The 24,310-nt window shown below is 36.5% G+C and carries 17 protein-coding genes and 1 riboswitch; of the genes, 4 read left to right on the top strand and 13 right to left on the bottom strand.

Going from position 1 to position 24,310, the window contains the following annotated elements:
* Window positions 1–81: 81 nt before the first annotated feature.
* Complete coding sequence (locus tag HXN26_RS07625) at window positions 82–2,871, bottom strand: T9SS type A sorting domain-containing protein (RefSeq protein WP_273160267.1); 2,790 nt, start codon at window positions 2,869–2,871, stop codon at window positions 82–84.
* Between the two features lie 200 nt (window positions 2,872–3,071).
* Window positions 3,072–3,255: riboswitch (cobalamin riboswitch) on the top strand.
* A 195-nt stretch (window positions 3,256–3,450) separates the two neighbouring features.
* On the opposite strand from HXN26_RS07625, the gene HXN26_RS07620 reads away from it, so the two are divergent.
* Complete coding sequence (locus HXN26_RS07620; RefSeq protein WP_273160265.1) at window positions 3,451–9,129, top strand: DUF4465 domain-containing protein; 5,679 nt, start codon at window positions 3,451–3,453, stop codon at window positions 9,127–9,129.
* Window positions 9,130–9,593: 464 nt separating this feature from the next.
* Here the strand turns inward: HXN26_RS07620 and HXN26_RS07615 are convergent, their stop codons facing one another.
* From HXN26_RS07615 to tsaB, 12 genes are all read right to left on the bottom strand, one after another.
* Window positions 9,594–10,067 carry a hypothetical protein gene (locus tag HXN26_RS07615; protein WP_273160262.1) on the bottom strand — a complete coding sequence of 158 codons (474 nt, stop codon included), beginning with the start codon at window positions 10,065–10,067 and terminating at the stop codon, window positions 9,594–9,596.
* A gap of 69 nt (window positions 10,068–10,136) precedes the next feature.
* Window positions 10,137–10,358 carry a hypothetical protein gene (locus HXN26_RS07610; protein ID WP_273160260.1) on the bottom strand — a complete coding sequence of 74 codons (222 nt, stop codon included), beginning with the start codon at window positions 10,356–10,358 and terminating at the stop codon, window positions 10,137–10,139.
* A gap of 792 nt (window positions 10,359–11,150) precedes the next feature.
* The gene (locus HXN26_RS07605) at window positions 11,151–12,056 is read right to left on the bottom strand and encodes a hypothetical protein (protein WP_273160258.1); all 906 of its coding nucleotides are present in this window, start codon (window positions 12,054–12,056) and stop codon (window positions 11,151–11,153) included.
* 3 nt (window positions 12,057–12,059) lie between these two features.
* Window positions 12,060–13,094, bottom strand: coding sequence for an NAD-dependent epimerase/dehydratase family protein (locus HXN26_RS07600; RefSeq protein WP_273160256.1), 1,035 nt, complete (start codon window positions 13,092–13,094; stop codon window positions 12,060–12,062).
* A 3-nt stretch (window positions 13,095–13,097) separates the two neighbouring features.
* Window positions 13,098–13,817: an IspD/TarI family cytidylyltransferase gene (locus tag HXN26_RS07595; protein WP_273160255.1), complete on the bottom strand. Its 720-nt coding sequence runs from the start codon at window positions 13,815–13,817 to the stop codon at window positions 13,098–13,100.
* Between the two features lie 31 nt (window positions 13,818–13,848).
* Complete coding sequence (locus HXN26_RS07590; protein ID WP_115083631.1) at window positions 13,849–14,697, bottom strand: LicD family protein; 849 nt, start codon at window positions 14,695–14,697, stop codon at window positions 13,849–13,851.
* A gap of 7 nt (window positions 14,698–14,704) precedes the next feature.
* Complete coding sequence (gene rseP, locus HXN26_RS07585; protein WP_273160250.1) at window positions 14,705–16,105, bottom strand: RIP metalloprotease RseP; 1,401 nt, start codon at window positions 16,103–16,105, stop codon at window positions 14,705–14,707.
* A 52-nt stretch (window positions 16,106–16,157) separates the two neighbouring features.
* On the bottom strand, window positions 16,158–17,312 hold the full coding sequence (locus HXN26_RS07580) for a 1-deoxy-D-xylulose-5-phosphate reductoisomerase (RefSeq protein WP_273160249.1): 1,155 nt from the start codon (window positions 17,310–17,312) through the stop codon (window positions 16,158–16,160).
* A gap of 9 nt (window positions 17,313–17,321) precedes the next feature.
* Entirely contained in the window at window positions 17,322–17,843 is a 522-nt protein-coding gene (gene rimM, locus HXN26_RS07575; protein WP_273160248.1) for a ribosome maturation factor RimM, read from the bottom strand.
* A 12-nt stretch (window positions 17,844–17,855) separates the two neighbouring features.
* Window positions 17,856–19,169 carry a UDP-N-acetylglucosamine 1-carboxyvinyltransferase gene (murA, locus tag HXN26_RS07570; protein ID WP_273160246.1) on the bottom strand — a complete coding sequence of 438 codons (1,314 nt, stop codon included), beginning with the start codon at window positions 19,167–19,169 and terminating at the stop codon, window positions 17,856–17,858.
* Window positions 19,170–19,173: 4 nt separating this feature from the next.
* Window positions 19,174–19,776: a DUF4290 domain-containing protein gene (locus HXN26_RS07565; RefSeq protein ID WP_025001023.1), complete on the bottom strand. Its 603-nt coding sequence runs from the start codon at window positions 19,774–19,776 to the stop codon at window positions 19,174–19,176.
* A 53-nt stretch (window positions 19,777–19,829) separates the two neighbouring features.
* Window positions 19,830–20,522, bottom strand: coding sequence for a tRNA (adenosine(37)-N6)-threonylcarbamoyltransferase complex dimerization subunit type 1 TsaB (tsaB, locus tag HXN26_RS07560; protein ID WP_273160243.1), 693 nt, complete (start codon window positions 20,520–20,522; stop codon window positions 19,830–19,832).
* A gap of 662 nt (window positions 20,523–21,184) precedes the next feature.
* Between tsaB and HXN26_RS07555 the strand changes: the two genes are divergently transcribed.
* The 3 genes from HXN26_RS07555 to HXN26_RS07545 all read left to right on the top strand — a co-directional run bounded on the left by HXN26_RS07555 (window position 21,185) and on the right by HXN26_RS07545 (window position 24,173).
* The gene (locus HXN26_RS07555; RefSeq protein WP_273160242.1) at window positions 21,185–21,976 is read left to right on the top strand and encodes a hypothetical protein; all 792 of its coding nucleotides are present in this window, start codon (window positions 21,185–21,187) and stop codon (window positions 21,974–21,976) included.
* A 311-nt stretch (window positions 21,977–22,287) separates the two neighbouring features.
* Window positions 22,288–23,076 (top strand): hypothetical protein, encoded by a 789-nt coding sequence (locus tag HXN26_RS07550; RefSeq protein WP_273160269.1) that lies wholly within the window; start codon window positions 22,288–22,290, stop codon window positions 23,074–23,076.
* Window positions 23,077–23,384: 308 nt separating this feature from the next.
* Complete coding sequence (locus HXN26_RS07545) at window positions 23,385–24,173, top strand: hypothetical protein (RefSeq protein WP_273160240.1); 789 nt, start codon at window positions 23,385–23,387, stop codon at window positions 24,171–24,173.
* Window positions 24,174–24,310 lie beyond the last annotated feature (137 nt).

The following is a 24,310-nucleotide window of genomic DNA, read 5'->3' as shown; positions in this document are numbered from 1 at the left end:
TAGTAAATAAAAGCGTTCCGTGAGCTTTCAGCCTACCAAATGTCCATTACGCCAATATTTCTTTAATCCTTATATTGCGTATTATCGTTTAACTACAAACTTTGCTACAGCTACCTTACCATTGATGTTTACCTTTATAATATAGATGCCATTTGCAAGTTGTGCTACATTAAACTCTCTTTCACCATAAAGTCTTGTTATTAACTGACCACTTGTTGAAATGATTTGAGCATCGGTATATTCTCCGTTGAATATGACTTTTTCAGAAGTAAGTGTAACGAATGAATTAGCATTGCTGTCAATTGCAAGTTGTTCGATATCAAGCGGTGTATTTTCACCGTTCGAAATTACCCAATATTTCATTTCAGCCTTGTTGCTAAGCGATAAATCGTAAACATTTTCTTCCTCATCATTTGGGAAATTTTCCTTGTCCCAATAAATAACATAGCCCTTCTTGTCAGAAGTTGCTTCTGGGAGAGAACCAATCATTTTGAGTCCATTATCAACAGTGAACTTGTTGATAGCAATATCAACCATGCGAAGTTCCTTACAGCCTGTAAAGTCGATATTGTTCAGTTGATTATGATTGAGTGAGATTCCTTCTAACTTAGCACAATTCTTTACATTTATAGAAGTAAGTTCGTTGAACATTGCAGCCAAACTTTCTAATTCTTGGAAACCTTCAACGTTAAGCGTTGTAAGTTTGTTGTCTCCACAACTCAATGAATTTAGTTTCTTGTTTGCAGATAATTCAAGATTAGTAAGTGCATTTGTGTTACAATATAATTCTGTTAACTCAGTACACTTAGAAACGTTGAGTGTCAATAGTTTATTCTCGCTAACGTTTATTTCTTCCAACAATATATTATGGGTAAGATCTAAATTTTTTATTGAGTTGTCTTTCAAATCGAGCTCTTCAAGTTTTGTATTTTTTGAAAGATCGATGACTCCCATTCTATTGTGAGAAGCACTAAGTTCCTTCAGATCAAGTAGTGTTGTAACGTTCAAAGTTTGAATTTTATTCTTCTTACAATAAAGTTTTTCAAGCTTAGCGTTTTGTTCTACTACGAGATTGACAATATTGTTATTGTCAACAGATAGTGCTTTCAGTTCAGAAAGTTTTGTTAAGTTAATAGAATTCAATCCATTGAAAGAAGCATTTAATTCTTCAAGGCGAGGAAGGTCGCTAACAATAAGGTTTGTAATCTTATTGTTTAAGAGATAGATATACTTAGCACTCTTAAGACCAGAAAGGTCTAATTGGCCGAGCATGTTTTCTGAACAATCAAGAAGAATCAACTTGTCAGAAGAAGCGCAGTCGATAGTAGAAATTTTGTTACCCTTACAGTTAATTCCGAGAAGATTACCTTCTATAACGATAAACTGGTCCTTAGCAGTTGTATTGATGCTAATAGGAGTAAGCTTTGTAATGTCAGTTGAAACAGAATATTCCTTTGCTTCGCCATCACCAATAATAAAAGAAAGTTTGTCTTCTACACCAGCAACTTTTAAAGAAACAGCAGTTCCAGCTTCTCCAGCAATTTTCATTACGAAGCGAGCTTTTGCATTTGCTGGTTTAACATCTAATATCCAACCTTTAGCTATAGTCTCTTTAAGATTAGAAGATTCTACATTTGGATTACCTTCAACTTTTAAGTTCTTTTTCCAAGATTTCTCAAAATCCAGCACATAAACATCTGTTACATTTGGAAGTTTCTTGATAATCTTGTTCATTTCAGCAACAGGAATTTGATTGTGCTGAATGTGGCATGCATACATCTTTTCAGAATTTTCAGGAAGAGTAAGCGTAGTTAGCTTATTGTTATAAGCTCTTAAGTCCTTCAATACAGCAAGGTCTGTAAGGTCGAGTGTAGAAAGTTCATTATATTGGCACTCAATAGATCCAATCTTAGAAAGACCCTTTAAGTCAAGAGTAGTCAGTTTGTTGTAATCTATTGTAAGAGAAGTAAGATTAGTTAGTCCCGATATATCAATATTTGTAAGCTGGTTATTGTTTACAGATAATGCCATTACAGATGGACAATTCTCGAAAGAAACCTTAGTAAGTTCATTCTTTCCAAGTGTTACATTTTGAAGATGTGGCATATTTACAAACTTAATTTCTGTAAGTTTGTTTCCTACCACATCAAATTGGTAAAGTTCCTTAAGTCCTTCAAGATTTGCAGTTACAATCTGATTGTTTCTCGCCGAAACGCTTGTAAGGAGATTAGATTTAGAAAAATCTAAAGAAGTAATTTGATTATTGCTTACAGATAGAATACTTAAGTTTTTTGCTTCAGGTGCAAATACTCCAGTAAGATTATTATCGTCTAAAGAAAGTTCTGTTAAGACCCAACAGTTTGAAAGGTTTATGTTCGTTAACTTGTTGTTGGATAAAGTTAATGACGATAGCTTTCTTGATTTTGAAAGATTGATATTTGTAATTTGGTTATAAGAAGCATTTAAGCTGGTAAGCTTTGTAGCTTCAGAAAGATCCAAATCTTTTAATGTTCCATTTGAACAATCCAAAGTTGCAAGTGCTGTTGCGTCATAGATTTTAAGTTCTGAAAGTTTTGCTTTATCAAACTTAATGTCAGTAATGCCTGTACCGTAAATTTTTACTTCTTCCTTATGATTTGTACTATAAATGGGATTAGGAAAAGCATATCTTCCTGCTTTATATTGCTTTTTAAATCCATCTCCCCAGTCTACATAAAATTCTTCTTCAGGAGAATAAATTTCGAAATAAAGCATTGTACTTGAAGGTACAGACAATTTTAATTGGAAAGCCAATACATCCTTAGGTGTCTGTGCGTAGGATGAAATGACAGCACAAATGGCCATCATGAACAATAGTAAAGTTTTTTTCATTTGAATAGTTGTTATTTTTGTTATAATATGAGGCAAAATTAAGTAAAAAATAGCCATGAGGGTTGAATAGAAGGTTGCTTTACGGAAGATTAACATAAAAACGATATATTTTGAACAGGAAAATAAAAACTAAATGTTCTATCTTAGAACTGGTTTTGTTGAAAATTGTTCATATTTCTTGTATATTCTAACTTTTATTAGTAACTTTGCAACGCAATTCGGCTCGCATTAGCGATTAATAGGGAATCAGGTGAAAGACCTGAACAGTCCAGCTGCTGTAAGTTGTCTTTGTAGACACAAACAATTACCACTGAGCATAAAACTTGGGAAGGTGTTTGTGATCAGACAATAAGTCAGAATACCTGCCATTGTAATGCTTCAATAAAACTTCTGTGGGGTTAGGTTGAGAAGTGGGATAATAAAATTCTTATAACACACGATTTTAACTACATAGTATAGGCTATATAGCCTTTACCAAAGGTTGATATGTGTGTCTCTATTTGCAAAGATATGATCGATTAGAAGAAAATGATAAACTATAAACAAGAGATAAATTTTTAAATATTAATAAATTATTTTATGAACACAAAACTACTATTGGTATCGTTATCAATGGCGCTGTCGGCTATTTCTATGCCTGTTATGGCACAGGGAACGCCTACGGAAGTTAAGATTTCAGATACCAAGCAAACGATTACTGTTGGAGACAATAGTATCAATTTCTATGATGAGGGCGGTCCAACGGGACCAGCAACTCCTCGAGAAGGTGAAGCTAAACGAGTAAGTGAAATTACATTTGTGCCAGAAAACCCTGCTAAAAAGGTTATGGTTAATTTCACAAAGATGGACATCTTCCTTTCTTCTTTAGGAGAACAGAATAGTCAATTTGTAAAGGTTTACAGCGGAAAAGAAGCTAAGAAGGAGAATCTGCTGAAATCTTTTACAAAGAATGAAACAGGTCTTGTAAGGTCTACTGCCGATGATGGTGCGCTTACAATAGTATTTGAAAACGATTTTCGTGGAAGTAGAGATGGTTGGGAAGCAGTTGTTTCTCAGTTTACACCTCAACAAATGGTTGTAAGCGGCTTCGATGTGAAGCAGTTTACTAAAGGAACTGTATGTGCCGACGATAAAGGACAGCAGATTCTTAGCTTTAATATTAAGGCTACAGAAACGCTGAACCCACTTACAACCGCAAGTTTTAAATTTAAAACGAATGGCACACATGCAGAAATAGCTCATGCAACACTTTATTCTACAAGTATGTCAGATGCATTCTCAACTACCAAGAAAATAGGCGAAGTTGATGTAAATGGCGATGAATTTGAGATTGCTACAGAAACTGTAACTCTATTTGAAGGCGATAACTGGTTCTGGCTTACTTACGATATTAGTGAGATGGCCGAAGAAGGTAAGAAAGTTGATGCTGTTCTTGTAAGTGCAACACTTAGCGATGGTGCACACGAAGTTGCAAACGGAAATCCAATCGGCGATAGAACCATTAAAAATGTAGTAGAATTTGTTCAAGGTAACAATACGAAGAAAGTAAATAATAAGCTTACTTTCAAAACGAAGAATGCGAATGAATATACTACTCGTTACGAGGCTTCAACAGAAGAACGTACAATGACTTTCTTGCCAGCTAATGCAGGAAAGAAAATAATGATAGACTTCTCTAAGTTCGATATCATGTACTCTAAGCGTAAAGATGTTGGTGTTCGTGCTAAATTTGCAGTTTATAGCGGTAGCGATAAGAACGGAAAACTTCTTTGGAAACTTGATAATGCAGATGCTTCAAAAGTTGGACCTAAGAAGATATTGCGTTCAGAAGCTGAAGATGGTGCATTAACCATTGCCTTTAATCCTGAAACTTATGCATCTTCTTATACTGGAGATGGATTTGTAGCTGAAGTTTCAGAATTTGTAAGTACACCTCTTTCCTTTAAGGAATCAGTTGTAAACCAAGTTTCTAAAGATGTTGCATCTGTAGGTACTGCTGATATAGATATTATTAGCTTTAATGTAAAAGCTGAAGGAGACCAAGGTGAACTTAAATTAAATGGTATTACACTCGACCTGAAAGAGTCAAAGAATGCCATCAACAAGATTTCCATTTTAAGCACAGGTGATTCTGAAGAAGTTGGTAGTACAGCTAAAACAGTTGCAACTGTAACTGAATTTGGTGCAAACAATACTCTTGATATTACATTTGCAGAACCTCTTTCTCTTGTAGAAGGTAATAACTGGTTGCGCGTTCGTTACGATTCTAAGAATGATGCTGCAGCTGAAAGCAAACTTGATGCAGCAATTACTGCTCTTAATTTTGGCGCAACAAGTCAGAATATTACTAATGGAAATCCAGAAGGCGAATGCGTTCTGAAAAACATTGTAATTCTTCAGAGTGGTGTAAATGCTAAGAAAGTTATTGCTAATGGTGGCTCACTTATGTTCTATGATGATGGTGGAGCTGAAGGAAATGAGTCTAAGAATTTCGATGGTACAATTACATTTGAACCAGCAAGTCCAGGTTATGGTATTAAACTTGTTGCAAAAGAATGGTATGTAGCGGGCAGAAATAAGATGTCTATATATTATGGTGGTGAGAAGAAGGATAAGGCTGACATGGAATATGGCAGAAGTCCTGAACTTAAAGAACTCATTACCAAATCAGCTGATGGTAAAATCACTGTAAATTATAAGACTACGACTTATGCTGGTAAGGGTTTTGCTATTGAAGTAAGTAGCGTTAGACTTTCTGAACTTGCAGTTACTTCTGTTAAAACAGAAAGCATTGTTGCAGAAAAGAACATGAAGGGTGCTACAGATCTCGCAATGATGCGTGTTGATGTAGAAACAGTAGGTGATTATGGTACTGTAGAAGTTAAGAATTTTGCAGTAACAGCTACTGACGGAGCAATCGTTAAGAATGTAAAAGTATATGCAACAGGCCAAGAGAAAGAATTCTCTCCTGTAAATCTCTTTGGACAAACAACAACAAGTCCTTATGAAGTAACTGGAAGTTATGTAATGAATGACCGTGGTACTTACCACTTCTGGATTACATACGATCTTTCTACTACTGCAAATGTAGGCGATAAAGCTTCTGCTTCTCTTGCTTCAATCACAACAAATATCAAGACTGAAACTCCCGCAGCTGCTGTTACAGCTACAACAACTATTCAGAAAGGTATAAGTGGAACATTCGAAGTTGGTGCAGATAAGGAACATAAGACTATTCAAAGTGCAATTAATGCATTAAAGACTGGTATTGATGGTCCTGTAACCATCAGTATTCAGCCTGGTGATTATAAGGAAAATGTATTTGTACCAGCAATTGATGGTATGTCTGAAAACAATACATTACTTATAACTTCTTCTACTGGTAATTATTCTGATGTTAAGATACACAACAACGACTTCAATCTTGGCTATTCTGAAGATAAGATGGCTAACGAGCATGGAGTATTTACCTTTGATGGTGCTACTTACACAACACTTCGTGGTGTAGATGTTACCATTGATGGTTCTGTAAAATACCCATCAGTTGTTCATGTTCGCAATCAAAGTCGTAACGTAACAGTTGAAAATTGTTACATTCACGCAAGAATGACAACCGACTATCAGAATAAGATAGTTCTTGTTAATATGTATTCACGTAACGAGGCTAACAAGAACAATGACAACTTTACATTGAAGGGCTCAATACTTGAAGGTGGACAGCAAGGTCTTAAATTGGGTGGTACTAGCGTTGTAGCATTGCCAAAGCAATTTGGTGGAAAGGTTTTGAACAATACCTTTAAAAACAATGGTAACTTCGCTATCTATGCAATGAACGAAGACAATGTAGAAATCATTGGTAACACAATTATCAATACAGAGTCTGACTACAAGAATTTCAAAGCAATTGATGTTACTTCTAATGGTCTGGTTAAGATTGAGCAGAATAAGATTAGCTTGAAGACAAAGAACTATTCAGGTGGTATCAATATTCGTACAATTATTGCTGATGCTGCTACTCCTGCAACTATTGTCAACAACTCAATCATCAACGAATCTAATTCTAACGATTCTTATGGTATTATTGTTGATAACAAAGAAACATCAAATGTAAACTTTGCACACAATACTCTTGTTTTCCGCGGTGCTGCGAAAATGGGTAAATTAATCCAACTTCCAGCTGATGCAAACAATATTGTCATTACTCAGAATATCTTACAGAACGAAGCAGAGGGTTATGTTTATTCTCTTGTAGGTAAGAACAGCCCTGATGCTATTAAGTTCTTGAAGAATAATCTCTATACAACAGGCGAATCGTTTGCTATTAAGTCAGGAACTAAATATGCAACATTCGACGATTGGAAAGATGTTTCTAAGGAAGCAGATAGCTACAATGAGAAAGTTGAATTCCTTGATGCTGACGTACTTGAGCCAAAAACAGTTGGACATTTAGTAAATACTGTATTGCTCAATTATGCAACAAAGGATATCAATAACAAGGAACGTAATGCTAACCATCCAACAATGGGTGCTTACGAGTTCTCTACAGAAGTTGTAATACCTAAGTCAGTTGTTGGCTATCCAGAAATAGCAAACATTACCGACAACTCTGTCGACGTGAAAGTGAAAGCTGATGAAAATGGTAAGGTTTATATCCTTATTAAGAAGCAGTCTGAAGCAGCTCCAACAGTAGATGAAGTTGTTCGAGATGGTAAATCTGTTTCAGTTAGCAAGGATACTGAAGTTATTGAAACAATAAATAACTTAACCAAAGATGAAACCTACGTAGCTTATATTGTTTACGAAGGTACACGTGGAGGCCAAAGCAGTGTTGAATCTACTCAACCATTCACTGTTACTAAGCCTGCTCCGATTCCAGAACCAGTAGTAACTGCAACAAATATTACTATCAATGCTGGAGAACCTGCAAATCTTACAGCAACTGTAACAAGTGGAACTGAGCCTTACACTATCACATGGTACAATGGCAAGCGTCAGAAGGTAGAAACTAATGTTGTTCCTACAGAATGCGACCAGTACACTGTAGAGGTTGTAGATAAGAATGGTAAGACTGCAAGTGCTGTTTGTGATGTTATTGTAAAGGGTGAATCTGTAACAGCAACTCTTGAAAACCTTTTCTTGGAGAATGAAAGCCATTGGACTGGTGCAAAAGGCACAGGTTATTTCCTTAGTGGTTCTTATAAATTCCATAACGGAGCAAACTTAGAGTATAACTACTTCTACGATTGTATGTATTCTAACGAAACTGCAACATCGTATAGCGGTTTACAAGATATGTGGCGTGGCAGTGTTGGTAAGGGTTATGACAACTCTGAAAACTATGGTGTAGTTTATCCTTCTCCAGGTAAAATTGATGTATTAAACAAGGACAACGGAGATATTATTCGTGGTTTCTACGTTACAAATACAGCATGGGCATACAATGCTATTAAGAATGGTGATGGTATGTCAGATGTTGCTGGAGGTTTCCAAAAGGGCGACTACTTCAAGCTTATTATTAAAGGTGTGAAGGCTGATGGTGAAGAAAGTCAGGTAGAATATTACCTCGCTGATTATCGTTCAGAAAACGAAGCTGACCATTATGCACTTAATTCTTGGCAGTGGGTTGACCTCAAAGCATTAGGTGAAGTGAAGTCTGTTTCATTCAAGATGGAAGGAACAAAGAAAAACAAATGGGGTCTTACAACACCAACTTACTTTGCTTTCGATAACTTCAATGGTGTACGTAACGAGAAAGAAGGTACAACAATTTCAGCAAAGAACAATCAAACTATCGATATCTCGTCTAACTTTACACCTGACGGCAGCAATGCTACTGTGAAGTATTCTATTGCAGAAATTCTTCCAAACACCGTTAAGGCTGAAGTTTCTATCAACGAAGCAACAGGCGAACTCACTATTAAAGGTAAGGACAACGAAGAATTTACTGTTGTTGTTGGTATGACACAAGCAGGTAAGACAGAATATGTTCGTATTCCTGTGAAAGTTGCTACTGGTATCAGCACATTCGCTGAAGATTCTAACGATGCTACTATCAGCGTTCAGAACGGCGAAATTGTTGTAAACGGTAAAGCAAACGACTATACAGTAGAAGTTTACTCTACTTCTGGTATGTTGGTAGGTAAAGCTACTGCAACTGCTAACAATGCTGTTCGCATACCAAGTACATCTAAGGGCTTGTATGTAGTTAAGGTTGTTATGGGCAACCAAAAGATTACAAAGAGTGTTCTTGTAAAGTAATACAAGGATATTAAAATAAAAGAAACCGTGTGTCAGCAATGACACACGGTTTTTTTGTTTATACAAAAATGCAGCAAAAACTTCTTAAAGAAGATGGAATAATATATATGCTTTAGTTATTAATGACCTTGAAGAAAATAAGTCAAACTTTGTGTATTACTCCCCCCCAAAAAAAAATACATGATTTTATAATAACTTATATCCTATTCTTGTTGCATATTGTTTCTGAGTATAAGCTAAAAGCATATCGTGTAAATAAGGAACAATGAAAACATATTATAAATGTCCATACCAAAGTTTTCTTATACTCAAGTATAATTGGAGATTTTAAGTCTCTACATATAAAATAATTAAGTAGAGAGCAAACACTAATTTTACAAGTGATACTCCCTACTCAATTTTTCTATCTGCATAAAAACTAATTATGCTGTTATGCAATGCTTAGATTTCTTTGCTTAAAAATCTTATTTAAGCCTTACACTTGTACCGCCCCTTTCGCCTAAAACGGCTAAACCAACCTCAATATCAGCTGGTTTCTTGCCAGTATATGTTATGGCGTATGCCTTTTTGTGTGCAGTAGTAGATATTCTTTCGAGTGTTCCCCAGTTATAAATCTTAATCAATGATGCTTCACCATTAGAATATTCTACTTCTCCATAGGTTGTACCATTTATTTCAAACTTTGTCTGTTTTTCATAAAGAGCATTTACTTCGCAAATCTCCTTATTATCAGACTTGTTGACTAGTACAATATGGTGTAATTTAAAATCTTTGTTATCTTTAACAAATAGTGTGTCTTTGCCAGTTTGTGAATTAGAAATTTGAAATTCTTTCTTATTAACAGCTGGCGGGTAACTATCAAATTCGCCTTTATTATCGCAAGAGATAAGAGATGATACTACAGATGCGAAAACTACTAAATACTTGAAAATTTTCATAACTTTTTTTTTATAAGATTTATATTCTTTTTCTTGAACTACCAATTCTTCTCACTTTTGTAGGTATAACTATAATAATATAGCTTGTGTGGGAAGAGAGCTACTTAAAATAGACCTAGTTGAGCCTTGACTTTTTATGCTTTTTGCAAAATCAATGGCTGTTTGAGAAATATAATTCTCGTTGTTAGGTTTTAAATTTGTTTTTGTAGTGAAGTCATCGTCTTCATTACATGAAGTAAATGTAAATGTTCCCAACATTAACATTCCTAATAAAAAAAACACTTTTTTCATTTTTTTAAAGTTAAATTAATATTTTGTGATAATAGTAATAAAGTGATGCAAAGGTAAGAAACAATTTATATAAAAAAACAAATTAACACAAATTATTACTATTTTATCTTGAATAACTTTGAACGCAATTAATTAGATAAGACCCATATATCGTTCAGTAGAATGTATTAAAAGTCTGTAACATCCATGATTTTAAATGATTACACCAATTCTTATTGTAAATTATGTCAATGCACTAAATTTAAAGATAATTATGATATAAGTTTTGTTTTGGGTGATAGCCTAAAATTTAGATTATACGTCTAAAAAGGTAACATAAAAGATATTTTTACATAGGATTGAATCTTTATTATGTATTAGTTGGATTGAGGTTTTTAAATAGGCCAACACATTCTATTTTATATCCTCTTAAAATTATAATTATAAACAGTGAAAATTATAATTACAATTTCAAAATTTATAATTATAAATTTTTATTTTATAATAATATTTTTCAGCGTAATGAGCTATCGTAGCTAAACCCTCTCTAATTCACTTTATTTATTGCCTTTAGCATCGTTTAGTTACGATGGTATTTTCTATTGCAAAGCGACTCTTAGTGTTTCATTTACTATTCTTTTATCAAAAAAAGCAAGCGAAACTCATCTGTCATACAAAATATTTCTGTAACTTTGTTTTCGGTTATTATAGTGGTTTTTATAGGTAATTCTTCGTAGATTAGTATTATAAAGTTTTGGTGAATTTCGCTATTGATGATAGTTTTTTTGAATTGACAGATAGTTTAAATACAGGTTATATATTCTTTTTCAGTTGTTGAAAACGTTGCTGACAACGTTGTTTGTAGTTGTAATGGAAAATATGTTTCTGTATTTTTCGGAAGTTATACATAAACGAAAACCGTAGCTTATCTATAAAAGAAGGTGTTCTTTCGGCATAAATAGAACGTGGAATACGCACAAAATATAGGTCGGCAATGGTATCGAAAGCTGAAAATTGTTGATGGTTTCGTTCGAAAAGCCATACTTCAGAATAAAAACGGTTAGAAGAAATAATATCCGATTGAAAATCTGGAAGTTTACGAATATAAGCAGACGTTGCCCACCAGAAACTTCCAGAATACATAGTGTAATTTCGAGGAGGCCAACGATAACAACTGTAAGTATCGAAACCATTTGATAAAACATTTACAGCCACTTGCCATTTATCGAAAATAAAATATTCCAGCATTTCGCGCCAAGCTTCTATTTTTTGTTGAAAGGAACGGAAAAGATGGTCGTTTGATTCTAACGATTGATAGGAAATTCCCTTTGAATGAAAATAATATACAAGGCAATCTTTACGCTGACTTAGTTCTTTAATAAACTGTAGGGCAGGGTATTCGTACTTTTGAGGATTGGTAGAAAACGAGATAATTTCTACCTTTTCGCTGTCAATCAATTGTTTTAGTTCATCAACTTTGGTCTTATCAGCATCAATACAGCTAACAAAAAGTTTTTCGGTGGCAGATAAAAGTCCGCTGTTCTTTAGATTTTCTATTTGCTTTCGTGCCAATTTTTCCCAACCAGTATCCAGCATAATGTGGTAAACACCATAAATAGGTAGGTGCTTTTGTGGTGTAACGTCCCATTGACGCAAGTCTTTTCGCTCGTAAACGTGAAAGAGCGACTGGCTGATTCTGTGAAATATATTGGCAGACATAAACTATTGTTTCAGCGATTCGATAAGGCGGTGGAACATCTCTTGTAAATTGTAATGAGGTGTCCAACCCAATTGTTGAATTTTATTGGTAGACAAACGTAATTTTGTTGTGGGCGAATAGCCCATATTCTCTTTAAGCTCTACAACAACTTTAACCTTTGGATTGAATGTTTCGGCAAGAAAAGTAGCCATATCTTTAATGGAGATATAAGTGGTTTCGTTTGCAACATTATAGGCTTCGCCATCTTTTCCACGTAAAAGAATATATAGCATAGCAGCAATGGCATCTGTAGTATAACAATAGCAACGACAAAGTTCGCCTTTTGTGTGCATTATAATATCTTCGCCATTAATAATGCTGCGTGCGAATTGTGCAAATACACGATTGTCGTTTTTAGTAACTCCAGCACCGAAAGTTTGTGCTAAACGTGCAACTTTTGTATGTGTTCCATATTCTTTAGCATAATTGTGGCAGAGCGTTTCTGCAGCTCTTTTTGCCATTGGATAGCTACTTCTAACATCCATTGGATTAAGAAAACCTTGTGCATCTTCAGTAAGAGGCTTGCTATCATTGGTAATTGTTCCATAAACTTCTAATGACGATGCCAATAATACAGATTGAATTTCATTTGTACGTGCATAATCGAGTAGTTTTTTTGTGCCATTAAACACAGTAACCATTGTTTCTACAGGATATTCTACAAAGTATTTTGAAGCTGTGGGACTTGCAAAATGCACAATAAAATCAATCTTTTCGGTAGGATTGAAAATCTCATTTTTTGAAAAATCATAAGCATAAAAACCCAATACATCGTTTTGTTTACCAAACATAACTTCTGCTTTTGCTATATTTCTGACTACTGCCAATATGCGTAGACCAAGATTTTGCTGACTATTTAATTTTAATAGGCAGCGAACCATACATGCTCCGAGCAATCCTGTTGCACCTGTTATGGCAATTGTCTTTTTACGAAGTTCGTCTTTTAAGGCAAATTGTTGGGCAAAAAGCTCTATGTCTTGTTCAAGAATAGTATTCATTTTCTATAAACCAAAAATTTGTTGGTCTTCGTGAACCTTTACCATAGCACGGAATACGAAGAAATCGGTAGGAGTAGTTATCTTTATGTTTTCCATTGGACCGATAATTGTTCCTAACTTATAGCCGTAATGACTCATCATTGTGCACGAATCAATAAAGTTATGACAATTTTCACTAATAGCACGGCGGTGAGCAGAAAGAATATCAGAGAGATAAAAACTTTGCGGTGCACGTGCAATCAGAGAATTTGCACGTGTTGGAATTTCTAAACTCCCATCTTTTTGTTTAACTATAAAGGTTTCGGTAGCAGGTGCACAGGTAATGCAAGAACCACATTCCATTACTTTATTTATATTGTCTGTTATGGTTTCCTCAGTTATCAACGGGCGTACACCATCGTGAATAAGAACTGTAGCTTTTTCATCTTTCGCATACGCTTCGGATGCACACAAACCATTGTAAATAGAGTCTTGTCCGGTAGCTCCGCCAGGTACAATTTTCACAACTTTGTTAATTTCAAACTTGCGAAGCATTTTTTCAAGGAATGGAATCCACTCTTTGATACAAGAAACTATAATGGCATCAATCTGTTGATGATTGTCGAATAGTTCGAGCGTATATATAATAATAGGTTTTCCATTTAAGTCGAGAAACTGTTTTGGACGCGATTTTGTGTGCATTCTTAGTCCTGAACCACCTGCAAAGATAACGGCTATATTCATGTTTATGCTGTTTTTGGTTTTGTTTCTGTCTTTATTGCGCATTCTCATCATCGAAGAACACAATATCAACCTTATGTCTGTCGCGTTTGTCGCGTGGAGGAAGGTCCATAAAATTTCCGTATGCGATACGACAAAGCTCTTCTGCATCGGCTGGTCCTTCAAACGTATAACCTTCAAAAACAATATCTTTATGAGGTATCATTATGCGCTTAGGATTTTGTTCGTAAAACCATGCCCCATAAGAGTGCATATACAAATTTGGATTACCAAATATCTTTCCAATGCAACGAAACATTGGAAAAACAAAATAGTGTAATAAGTTATAACATATTTGTGCAGCTCGAGGATATCGTCCTGCCATTTTAAGGTTTACATTTACCGATAGTTTAGCTGCAAGATGTTGCAACCAAGGAATCATATTTCCTTCGTAAGGAAATATATCAATATGCAATCCACGATATTTTTGTGCTTCGTGAATACGTCTATTTTCACTATTAAAGTTTTCATGGCTACGATTTTCGGTTCTTAAATCACGTAGACAAGCCCATTCTTTATAGAAACCTGGATCGGTAGAATTGTCTTGCAATACATAATTAGGGTGGGGGTGCGCCTTTAGATAATCGCAGAAACGTTTAAAATCCTTCTGACTTATTACCATATCTATATCGTCGTCCCAAGGAATAAAGCCACCATGACGCAATGCTCCGAGCACATTTCCACCATCTAACCTTAGTGGAATACCTATCTTTTTAGCAGTTTCTTGCAAATAGATAGCCATATCGAGCATACGCAATTGTGCTCGTCGTAGTACAGATCCGTCAGGATTGTAGTCCTGACGGAGTGTTTCTTGAGTTTCGCCAGTGTTGAATAGCTTTATCATATAAATGTTACATAACGCCTATCCACCGCAAAATGTCGTTTAAGTTGGCTACAACCATTAGCAAAATAAGTATGGTGATGCCTACATACTCGGCACGAATCATAAACTTTTCAGATGGTTTACGGCGTGTAATTATTTCGTATAATAAGAACATAACGTGTCCTCCATCAAGTGCAGGGATAGGAAGAATGTTCATAAAGGCAAGCATAATACTCAAAAAGGCTGTCATATTCCAGAACATATACCAATCCCAATAAGGTGGAAATAATTTTCCAATAGAACCAAAGCCTCCCAAACTCTTTGCGCCATCGGCAGAAGCAAGATATTTAAAATTACCTACGTAACCACGAAGAATATTTATTCCATATTTTACGCCTGCAGGGAAACTTTCAAAGAAAGAAAATTTCTCTTGTGTGGGTTTATAAAATGAAAGCAAAGAACTTTCTGTAACACCCATCTTTAATTCAGGATTGAGCTGCATCTTTATGGTATCTATTTTGTTAGAACCACTGCGTTGTACCGTAAGTACTACGTTGCGGAGAACCAAAGAATCTTTATGAGTTTTCTTTACAGCGGCAACATCGCTTAATACACCTATTTGATAATGGAAGTCAGCCCATGTATTAATATTTTTACCGTTGATAGATTTTAGTAAATCGCCTGCTTTTATACCAGCTTTCATAGCTGGAGTGTTTGCAGCAACACTATCGATGCGTGATGGAATATATGGTTCGGCAAATAGAGGTCGTTCTTTTACCATCGAAAGCATATCTAAATTGCCTGGCATTTCAATACGTGTTTTCTTTCCATTACGCAACACTTCAACATATTTAGACTGAGCTATCTGACGGAAGAAATCGCCATTGATATTAGCATATTCACGGAATGCACCCTTATCGGTACCCAACATAACATCTTTATCCTTAAAGCCAAGTGCCTTTGCTTGTTCGTTGAACTGCATACCCATACTCATATCAGATACCTTAAAGTAGGTTTCACCCCACGTAAACATTATCATTGAGTAGATAAATAGTGCCAATAGGAAGTTTACAAGCACACCGCCAATCATGATAAGTAGGCGTTGCCATGTTGGTTTAACTCTAAACTCCCACGGTTGTGGCTCTTTCTTCATTTGTTCCGTGTCGAAACTCTCGTCAATCATGCCAGAAATCTTGCAATAACCGCCGAGAGGGAGCCATCCCATACCGTATGTTGTATCGTCATTTTTAGGTTTCCACTTGAATAGCATACCGTTCCATTTTCCGATAGCCATATCAAAGAATACAAAAAACTTTTCTACGCGAACGCCAAATAGCTTTGCGAAGAACATGTGGCCGCCTTCATGGAGAAGAACAAGCAGCGAGATTGCCATTATAAATTGGAGCAATCGTATAAGAACTGATTCCATTCGTTACTTTATAATCTTTATTTTTTATTTCTATTTTCTTAATTCTAATCTCTTAATTGCTCATCAATTCATTTGCAATTCTACGCGCTTCAGCATCAGTTTGCAAATAAACATCAAGCGATGGTGTAGCATCAAATGCTACTTTCTGCATGGTTTCGTCAACAATTTCACCCATTTTGAGGAATGAACATTGACCTTTACGGAACCCTTCGTTTACTATTTCGTTGGCAGCATTAAGGATACAAGGCATGTTTCCACCTTTTTCGATGGCTTCATACGCCATAGCAATACAGCGAAACTTCTCCATATCAGGCTCAAAGAATTCTAATGGCTGATTGAATAAGTCTATACGATCACCTTGCAAAGTAAGTCTGTCTGGAAAAGAGAAGGCATATTGTATAGGCAAACGCATATCAGGAACACCTAATTGTGCCTTTACACTACCATCAACAAACTGTACTGCACTATGAATAATAGACTGGGGATGTACTAAAACTTGAATCTTGTTAGCTGGAATACCAAATAACCATTTAGCTTCTATAACCTCAAAGCCTTTATTCATAAGCGAAGCAGAGTCTATTGTAATCTTTGCTCCCATATCCCATGTAGGGTGTTTCAAAGCATCGGCAGCTGTAACAGTTTTTAGTTTGTCTGCATCGAAAAGACGGAAAGGTCCTCCAGAACAGGTTAGCAATATCTTTTCAATCTCGTTATTGTCCTCTCCCACCAAGCTTTGGAATATTGCGCTGTGTTCACTATCTACAGGAAGGATTGGTGTATGATACTCATTTGCCAACTTACAAATAAGTTCTCCAGCTACAACAAGCGTCTCTTTGTTTGCTAAACAAATCTTTTTGCGTGCTTTAATAGCGTGTATGGTAGGTTCAAGACCTGAAAATCCCACCATAGCAGTAAGCACCATGTTGATAGGTTCGGCTTCAACAATCTGCTTTAACGCCTCTTTGCCTGCATAGATCTTAATGTTTGGTTGGTCGGAAAGTGCCTTTTGTAACGCTTCATAGTAACTTTCGTTGGCTATGACAACTGCTGAAGGTTGGAATTTTCGTGCTTGCGCTGCCAGCTTTTCCCATTGATTGTTAGCTGTCAAGGCATAAACCTCGTATAAATCGGCATGTTGTTCAATCACATCAAGAGCTTGTGTGCCAATACTTCCCGTTGAACCAAGAATACATATTTGTTGTTTCATCTTTCTAAATTATAGATCTAAAAGACCATCGGGTATTTCTACTTCTATCATTTGCTGTTCTTTGTCTATCTCTTTTATAAGGTTTTCGTTGGCAGGTATAAGGAGTTCGCCACCTGTTTCAGTCTTTATCTCAAACAGCAGGTTAATGGTTGAATCATCAACTGATACAATTTCGCCCACTATTTTAGCCGTTTTGCTGTCCATTAACTTAAATCCGATGATTTGAGCCCACGATAAATCGTCTTTATTTTCTTCAGCAATAGCACGTGGGAAGTACACTTCTGTACCCGTAAGTTCGCGTGCTCGCTCTTCGGTTTCAATGTCGCAAAACTTCATTAATGCTACTTCGTCAGAACGGAATCTGTACTCTTCCATAAAGAAAGGTACTAAAATGCCCTCCATATCAAGCACCAGATAGTCGGAATCGCATTGGTCAAACACGTCATCAGTAAAGCGAAACTGTATCTCTCCCTTTACTCCGTGCGGTTTTCCCAGCACTCCTATCTTATATACATCCTCACGTCTTATCATCAGTAAGGCTTTTTAGCAAACGTCTATACGCTTTATTTTTGCTCCGAGAGCATTGAGTCGTTCCTCAATGTTTTCGTAACCGCGGTCTATTTGTGATATGTTATCTATGCGACTTGTGCCTCGTGCTGTTAAAGCAGCTATGAGTAGAGCAATTCCTGCACGTATATCGGGGCTCGACATTCTACCTCCTCGTAATGCACGACAATTATCGTGACCCACCACTACTGCTCTATGTGGGTCGCAAAGTATAATTTGTGCACCCATATCAATAAGCTTATCAACAAAGAATAAGCGGCTTTCGAACATCTTTTGGTGGAAGAGTACACTTCCTTGAGCTTGTGTTGCAACAACAAGCAATACCGAAATAAGGTCAGGAGTTACGCCTGGCCATGGTGCATCGGCAATGGTCATGATAGTTCCATCAATAAAGGATTCAATGATGTAGTGCTCTTGTCGTGGAATAAAAAGGTCGTCATCATCTTCTTCTATCTTCACTCCCAGTCGTCGAAACGTGTCGGGAATAATGCCAAGATTCTTTATTGACACATCTTTTATTCTGATTCCGTCGCCTATCATGGCTGCCATTCCAATGAAAGAACCTACTTCTATCATGTCTGGAAGTATGCGATGATTCGTTCCTTTTAGCTCTTTCACTCCCTCAATAGTGAGCAAGTTGCTGCCAATACCACTTATTTTTGCACCCATAGCATTGAGCATGCTACACAATTGTTGCAGATATGGCTCGCAAGCAGCATTGTATATCGTGGTAGTTCCCTCTGCCAAGACCGCAGCCATGACTATATTGGCTGTACCCGTAACCGAAGCTTCGTCTAAAAGCATATAGGTTCCAACCAGTTTTTCGGCTTTTAGTTCGTACACATTGCGCTCTTCTCTATGTTCGAAGTGCGCTCCAAGATTCTTAAAACCTAAGAAATGGGTGTCCAAACGTCGGCGTCCAATCTTATCTCCGCCTGGTTTTGCAATCGTTGCTTTGCTAAATCTGCCCAATAATGGACCGTAAAGCAGAACGCTACCGCGTAAAGAAGAGCATTTTTCAACAAATGCTACGCTCTCCAGATAGTCTAAATTTACCTCATCGGCACGGAAAGAGTATTTGTTATCGGTAAGTTTTGTAACCTTAACGCCAATGTCTTTGAGCAGTTTTATAAGGTTCTTGACGTCCAATATATTTGGAATGTTGTCGATAACAACTTCATCTGTGGTTAGCAACGTGGCACTAATCACTTGTAAAGCCTCGTTCTTAGCACCTTGAGGTACAATAGTGCCCGATAAGCGATGTCCGCCTTCAATGACAAAACACTCCATAGCTTTACTTTTTCTTTTTATTGTTGCGTGCTGGTTGCAACTCTTTTAGATTTATTTTATCGAATTTAAAGACGTCTAAGTCCAATTGTATGGCTCCATCGGTGAAGCGTGCAAGGTCTGATGCCACCTTTTCGTCGTCTGAAGAACCATGTCCCCATTGTACCAAACAACGTTTCATCTGGTTAGCAACAAGTCTTACAAGTTCGTCTTTTTCCTCGCCTTCCTCCATCGTCTTTAGCTGTTCGAATAGCTCGAACATCATTTTTCCGTAGTGACGCACAGGGATTTTCGACATGGGATAGTTCATAGGCTCTGGCTTTGCTGCTATTTTCAATGCCTGAGAAACATCGTATGGGTAGTCAATATCCAGCTTAAAGTCTGCCATAATGGCTAAATGGTCCCATAGTTTCTGTTCATGGTCGGCATTTTCTCTGCCTTGTGGATTCATTCTATCCATTATAGAGACAATGGTTTCGGCACATTGTTGACGCTCTTCCTTAGTTGGAAGCTCCACACAATAGCTTACCATGTTCTGTATTTCACGTCCATATTCAGGCAATAATAGTCTCTCGCGCTGAGTATTATAATCCAGTCCGTCTATATTCATTCAACTATTCTATTTATTCAGTTTCGTTTTTATTGTTTGTTTTTCGCTTTGTTTTACAGCAAGGGTTTGGCTTGCTTAGCCACAAAGTCTTTTAAATACATTGGTACAAAGTATGCCACATCTTCGAATTGTTCCATTGCAATGCGCTTTTCTGCCAATGGAAACATGTTTTTAGCCAATGGTTCGATGTCTCTTATCAGATGTGCGTTGGGGTGATTGATAGCCTCCATACACTTTTCGGCGCCATTGCCGAAGAAGTAAACGGGTCCTTTCTCAAGATATTCCTTGTAAGTATTTTCGTCTACAATATCTGCTTGGACAGGGCGAATTTCGTGTAAAGCACGATCGAACACTTGTGCATACACCTCCATTCGGCGTGCATCAATCATTGGAACGAGCAATGCGTTGTCCTCAATGTCGTCGTAACGTAACAATACAGGCACACAAAGCAATTCAAGTGTAGGCACTGCAATTAGCTTAATGTCTGTGCCGTAGCAGATTCCCTTAGCCATAGAGGTTCCAATACGTAGCCCAGTGTAAGAGCCAGGACCGCTACTTACCGCAACGGCATCAACGGGAATAGCGTGGCTATCAGCAAACGACAGCGCTTCATCGACAAACTTTCCCAACTGCTCACCATGGTTAGGACCGCTATGATCTTCCTGTGTGAATATGCAAGCCCCATCTTCGCTCAGTGCTACAGAGCAGACATTAGTGCTGGTTTCTATATTTAATATACACGACATCTTCTTATTTTCTTTAGCATTCTAAATCTATACAACATGCAAAGATAATACTTAATTTTGAATTTCTCCTCCTTATTATAATGAAAATGAACAATGAAGGGCCCTAATTAGTCATGTTGTGGCAGTTTTATTCTGTAAAGACAATTCTTGGAAGTAGCTTCGATGGTTTAGCCATTGAGCTACTTCTCGCAGTTCCTTGCATTTGTTTGACAATTCCATCAGGCTTACATAAGTGGTTTTTAAGTGTTCTGTTGATGATGTGAAACTATATCTTTGCTAGATGGAATGGGCAGTATAGAAATTAAATAGCAATACTCTATTGTTGCTTTAAGGCCGTTGTTATAATACTACCACGGCTTGGTACGCTTGCTACCAAACTATGGTACGAATGCTACCATGCTTTGGTACGAATGGTATCAATATCTTTTTAAAAGATTAAAATAGTAGGAATGTGAAGTGATAGTTTTGCACTAATATACGAATATTATGTGTTAAATGTGATAAAAATACCACGAAAAGATTTGTATTAATATAAAACTTTGTTTAATTTTGCAAACGTAGGCAAGTTGATTTTATGCTTTGTAACAACTCTAAATGTCGAAAATAACTATTAACAGTGGGACTTTCCCACATATATCGTATTACTTAAACATTTTTAAATTATGAAAAAACTTTTCTTATTTGCTCTTGCAGCAATCTTTAGTGTTGGCGTACAAGCTCAAGGAACCCCAACTGTTATTACCGAACAACCTGCTGGAACCGCAGTAAACTTCAAACGTGAAGCTGGTAATATGTTTGCTATCGTGAAGAATAAAGAGACGCAAAAGCCTGAACTTACAGTGTTTGACCTTGCAAAACTTGCTGAAAACGGACAAGGTGCAGGCGATTTGGTAATGGTAACAGCTCCTGATGGCAAAACTGTTTATTTGAAATATACACTTTCTTTTGCTACATTTATGAAAAGCGACAAGCTCAATAGTTGGGTAAAAGGTACTAAGGAAGGAAATACTATCACAATTCCTTCAGAACAATATCTTCTTTATGGTAAGGCCGACGATGGCGAATATGGTTTGCAATTGGGCTATATGGAAGTAAAAGATGGACAGTTTGCTCCAGTAGAAGGCGATATTATGTACACTCTCGAAGGCAATACGCTAAAGCTTGAAGGTACATATGTTGAGCATACTGATGAAGGAAAGGCAAGAGTAAAAATATTAGGTGGTTACTGGAGTGATAACAAACAGTTCTTCTGTGGAGACGCTTTGACAGTCTTTACAGGCGATCCTACTGGTATCGAAACTATTGCAACTGACAATAACAAGCAGGTTCTTGGTGAAACATACTATGATCTTTCTGGTCGTAGATTGGCTAAAATTGGCAATGGCGTAACCATTAAGAACGTTAAGTATGCTGACGGTACAACAAAGTCTGTAAAGGTTGTAAGTAACAAGTAAGCTACTCAAACAAAGTGAATTAATTTTTTAGGCATACTAATAGTCTAGAGGATAATTTCCGATATGGGGTTGTCCTCTTTTCTATTCTATTTTGATCTTACATAAATATCGCAACGAAAAGTTTGTAATATTTATGTGTTAAATAAACAAAAATATCAGTGTGAAAGTTTGTTCCCACGTAAAACATTTTCTATTTTTGCATGTCTATAAATGCAAAAAAGATGGATTGATATAAGACTAATCTATATTTTTTACGATTATAAACTAGGGAAAATCCCTTAAAAATATTTATTATTAAAACTTTTAGAATGATGAAGAAACTTTTACTTCTAGCTCTTGTAGCTATCTTCGGAGTTAGTGCACAAGCTCAAACAGCTCCAGATGTAATTAAAGACCAGCCTGCTGGTACTACAACTGTTTACAAACGAGTAGGCGGATTAATGCTTGCTTTCCAGAAAGGTGAAGATGGTAAGCAGAAACTTTCGTTGTTTGACCTTGAAAAATTGGCAGAAAACGGACAGCCTGCTGGTGATTTGACAATGGTAACAGCTGCTGATGGCAAGACTGTTTATTTGAAAAACCTCCTTTCTTACTCTACATTTATTAAGAACGATCCTCTCGGTGCTTGGGTAAAAGGTACTAAGGAAGGAAATGTAATTACTATTCCAACTGCTCAGTTCATTTACTATGGTAACTTCGACGATGGTTCATATGGTATCAAAGTAGGTTATATGGAATTTAAGGATGGCCAACTCCAGCCAGTAGACGGCGATATTACACTTCTCATGGATGGTGTTTCGCTTAAGCTTGATGGTACTTACATGGAAGGACAAAGTGCTGATGACTTGAAGATGAAGATTATAGCAGGTTACTGGAGCGATGAAAATTCACTCTACTGTGGCGATATTACAACTGTATTCTCAACAGATCCAACTGGTATCGAAACTGTTGCAGCTGGTGCTAACAAGCAAGTTGTAGGCGAAACATACTTCGATCTCTCTGGCCGCCAGATTTCTAAGGCAGGTAAGGGTGTATCTATTAAGAACGTTAAGTTTGTTGATGGTACAACAAAATCAGTAAAGGTTATCAATAACAAGTAATCTTTTTTATAAGCTGATATAAAGTTTTTTAAAAAGAAACTATAGGGGGCAACTTCTCATACGAGGTTGCCCCTTTATTTATTTTATACTATAGGTACATTAAAACTATAAAAAACGTAGAGTAATAGCAATATGTTAAACAATCCAAAAATAAACTATGAAAGTTTGCTTCTAAGTAAAACATTTTCTATTTTTGCAAATGTAGAAAAAGCAAATATACAGACTTCAAGTAAGTCAGTCCAATTGTGATAGATTATTATCTGTGGGGAAACCCCGTTATATATTGTATTACTTAAACATTTTAAATTATGAAGAAACTATTACTTTTAGCTCTTGTAGCAATCCTAGGAGTTAATGCACAAGCTCAAAACGCTCCTGACATTATTAAAGACCAGCCTGCTGGTACTGCAACAGTTTATAAACGAGTAGGCGGTGTAATGCTTGCTTTTCAGAAAGGTGACGATGGTAAATCAAAGCTTTCTATGTTTGATCTTGCAAAATTGGCAGAAAACGGACAGCCTGCTGGTGATTTAACAATGGTAGTTGCTGCTGATGGCAAGACAGTTTACTTGAAAAACCTTCTTTCTTACTCTACATTTATTAAGAATGACCCTCTTGGTGCATGGGTAAAAGGTACTAAGGAAGGAAACGTAATTAAGATTCCTGCAGGTCAGTTCATTTACTATGGTAACTTCGACGATGGTTCATATGGTATCAAAGTAGGTTATATGGAATTTAAGGATGGCCAACTCCAGCCAGTAGACGGCGATATTACACTTCTCATGGATGGTGTTTCGCTTAAGCTTGATGGTACTTACATGGAAGGACAAAGTGCTGATGACTTGAAGATGAAGATTATAGCAGGTTACTGGAGCGATGAAAATTCACTCTACTGTGGCGATATTACAACTGTATTCTCAACAGATCCAACTGGTATCGAAACTGTTGCAGCTGGTGCTAACAAGCAAGTTGTAGGCGAAACATACTTCGATCTCTCTGGCCGCCAGATTTCTAAGGCAGGTAAGGGTGTATCTATTAAGAACGTTAAGTTTGTTGATGGTACAACAAAATCAGTAAAGGTTATCAATAACAAGTAATCTTTTTTATAAGCTGATATAAAGTTTTTTAAAAAGAAACTATAGGGGGCAACTTCTCATACGAGGTTGCCCCTTTCTTTATTTTAGGGATATTCAGTAAATATCTAACTAATTGTTTGTCAGTGTAATATATTATT

The sequence above is a fragment of the Prevotella aurantiaca genome, from assembly GCF_015262605.1.
Lineage (GTDB): Bacteria > Bacteroidota > Bacteroidia > Bacteroidales > Bacteroidaceae > Prevotella > Prevotella aurantiaca.
The sequence above is the reverse complement of the archived record's forward strand: the minus strand, read 5'-3'. Positions and strand labels throughout refer to the sequence as shown.